The sequence below is a fragment of the Methyloceanibacter marginalis genome (assembly GCF_001723295.1).
Lineage (GTDB): Bacteria > Pseudomonadota > Alphaproteobacteria > Rhizobiales > Methyloligellaceae > Methyloceanibacter > Methyloceanibacter marginalis.
On record NZ_LPWD01000356.1, the window covers coordinates 1 to 2861 of the forward strand.

Genomic DNA, 2861 nt, shown 5'->3' on the forward strand with positions numbered 1-2861 from the left:
CTGTCGGCCTCGGCGATATGTTCTTCCTCGCGGGCGAGATCGCGCGAGGCTTGCGCAAGGCGCGTCTCGAGTTCCGCCTGGCGCGCCTTGGCCCGGGCTTCCTCGCGCTCGAGCGCGTCACGGTCGACGCTCAAGCGGTGCAGCACCGCCGCGCGATGGGCTTCCGTGTCGCGCAAGGGCTGAAGCTTCTCGGCGGCTTGCGCCTGCTCGCGCAAGGCTTCGCCTTCGGCCTTGGTCTCCTGGGCCACCGCGCCGAGGGCCTCTTGGAACGCCGCCTCGTCTGTCTCGACCTGGGCACAAGCGGACGCCCATTGCAGGTGATACTGCAGGGCCTCCATCTCATGAATTTGGTTCGAGACGTCGCGGTAGCGCTTGGCTTGGCGGGCCTGGCGGCGCATCGCCTGAAGCTGCGAGTTGATTTGCCCGATCAGATCGGCGAGGCGCGACAAGTTCGCTTCCGTCGCCTTCAGGCGCAGCTCCGCCTCGTGCCGGCGGCTGTGCAGGCCGGCGATGCCGGCTGCGTCTTCGAGCACCCGGCGGCGCTCCTGCGGCGCCGAGTTTACGATCTCGCCGATGCGGCCCTGTTGCACGAGCGCGGGCGAACGGGCGCCGGTCGCGGCGTCTTCGAATAGAAGGCGGATGTCACGGGCGCGCACATCCTTGCCGTTGACCCGATAGGCCGAGCCCGCCTCGCGTTCGATGCGCCGCGTCACTTCGAGGACATCGGAATCGTTGAATTCGGCCGGCGCCAGCCGCTTGCTGTTGTCGATGAACAGCGTGACCTCGGCGGTGTTCCGCGCCGGTCGGTCTTGGCGCCGGCGAAGATCACGTCGTCCATGGCCGTGCCGCGCATGCTCTTGTACGAGGTCTCGCCCATGGCCCAGCGCAGCGCTTCGAGCAAATTAGACTTGCCGCAGCCGTTCGGCCCCACGACGCCGGTCAGGCCGTGTTGGACCTCGAGCTCGGTGGGCTCCACGAAGGATTTGAATCCGAGTAGGCGGAGTCTGGTGATCTGCACGGGCTGGCGGTCCTTAGAATCGAAAAGGGCGACGCGTAAACGACGCGAACTTTATACGGGGAACTTGGCGGGGGTTGGCGCGATTCGCAACGCCGGAGATCAAGAAGCCTGTGGTTGAATCAGGGCCTTGACCTCTTCGAATGTAACCTCGCCCTGGAGCTTCTGACCGTTGATAAAGAGGCTCGGCGTCCCGATCACGCCATATTTGCGCCCCCGCTGCTTCACCTCGGCCAATCCATCGATAATGCCTTGATTCGTGAGGCATTTGTCAAATTCCGCCCGGCTCATGCCGCTCGATTTGGCGACCGAATAGATCGCGTCCTCGCGGACTTCCTGGCTGACCCATTCGCGCTGCCGGGAGAGATAGGCCTCCGTCAGATAGAGATGTTTGCCCTTCGGCGCGCATCTGGTGATGATCGCCGCGGTGCCCGCGGTCCGGCCGATGGGAAACTCCCGGATGATGTAACGAACTTTGCCCGTATCGACATATTGCCGCTTCACCTGGGGGAACACCTTGGCGTGGTAATTGCGGCAGTGCGGGCAGGTGAGCGAGACATATTCGATGATCGTCACCGGCGCGTTGGGGTTGCCGTATTCGCGCTCCCCGAGCGGTCCCGGCTCCAGGATCTGATCCTTGAGGGGCATCGCCGCCTCGGTGGCAGGCCCCGCCGCGCCCCCGCAGGCCGAGACGCCGAGTGCGGCGCTGACGAGAACGATTGCGGCTCCCCGGCTCAGTCTCATGAAATGCCCGCGTGCCTAGCCGCTCGGCGGCGTGTCGGCCGGACCGTCGATCGCGTTCTCGAAGTTCTCGAACGCGATACCCTCCAAGCGCTTGCCGTTGACGAAGAAGCTCGGCGTGGAGTCCACGCCATATTCCTCATGCGCCTTCTTGCGCACCGCCACGATCTTGTCGAACAGCTCCTTGTCGGCGAGGCATTTGTCGAACGCCTCCTGCGAAAAGCCGGCCTGCTTGGCGATGAGCAGCAGCTTCTGCTTGCCGTCCTCGCCGGGCAGCGCCCAGGTCTCTTGCGTCTCGAACAGCCCGTCGATCAACGGATAGAAGCGGTCGTCTTCGACGCAGCGCGCCAGCATCGAAGCGGCGATCGCCAGCCCGTCGAGCGGGAATTCACGGAACACGAAACGGGCCTTGCCCGTGTCGATGTACTTCTCTTTCACGTCCGGAAAGACGTTCGTGTAGAAATTTGCGCAGTGCGGGCAGGTCATGGAAGCGTATTCGACGATCACATTTGGCGCGTCCGGATCGCCCATCACGATATCTTCGAGCGGACCCTCCTCCATCAGCACGGCGACCGCCGGGTCTTGCTTCGGTGCGTTCGGATCGCGGGCGCGCCGTCTCTCATGAAGAAGACGCCGGCGATGACGGCTGCGACGACCACGGCGCCGATGACATACAGCCCGGTATGGCTTTTCGCGCCGGTGGCGTCGGTTGAAGGTTCGGTCGGCTTCTTATCTGATTTCGCCACGGTCACTACTCCGGCTAAATTGGGTCTTGGCGGTCAAAATGGCCGCATCGCGGGCCTACAATCGTTGATCGACCCCGATCCGGCAAGTGCGAGAAATTTCCCGCGCCTCAACCTCTCGTGAGGCGGGCTTTGGTGGAGGCGCCGAGCCGGGACAGCGCCTGGGCCAGCCCCTCGTCCTTGATCCCGGCCGATTTCGGCAGGGAATAGCCCGGAAGCGGCGGTTTCGGTGCTGGCTTGGGCTTCGCCGCCCGGCCGATGGGCGCTTGCAGGAAGCGCATCTCGGTGACCGCCCGATAGCCGAAATAGGCGTTCACCCGCTCCAGGATCTGCCCGGCCCGGTGCTGCACCTCGATGGCGCG

General features: G+C 64.5%; 3 protein-coding genes and 2 pseudogenes. 1 reads left to right on the forward strand and 4 read right to left on the reverse strand.

Annotated elements, in window-relative coordinates; translation table 11 throughout:
* From AUC71_RS12655 to AUC71_RS12670, 3 genes and pseudogenes are all read right to left on the reverse strand, one after another.
* A pseudogene (locus AUC71_RS12655) lies at positions 1–1018 on the reverse strand (AAA family ATPase); the annotation flags it as partial.
* 99 nt (positions 1019–1117) lie between these two features.
* Entirely contained in the window at positions 1118–1759 is a 642-nt protein-coding gene (locus tag AUC71_RS12665) for a DsbA family protein (protein ID WP_069624551.1), read from the reverse strand.
* 15 nt (positions 1760–1774) lie between these two features.
* Complete coding sequence (locus AUC71_RS12670; RefSeq protein WP_069624552.1) at positions 1775–2317, reverse strand: DsbA family protein; 543 nt, start codon at positions 2315–2317, stop codon at positions 1775–1777.
* 60 nt (positions 2318–2377) lie between these two features.
* Here AUC71_RS12670 and AUC71_RS18820 point away from each other — a divergent pair, with 60 nt between their 5' ends.
* Positions 2378–2623 (forward strand): hypothetical protein, encoded by a 246-nt coding sequence (locus AUC71_RS18820; RefSeq protein WP_141701673.1) that lies wholly within the window; start codon positions 2378–2380, stop codon positions 2621–2623.
* On the opposite strand, the pseudogene AUC71_RS12680 reads toward AUC71_RS18820, so the two are convergent.
* Positions 2610–2861: pseudogene (locus tag AUC71_RS12680) on the reverse strand (DciA family protein); the annotation flags it as partial. The gene AUC71_RS18820 and the pseudogene AUC71_RS12680 sit on opposite strands and share 14 nt — an antisense overlap.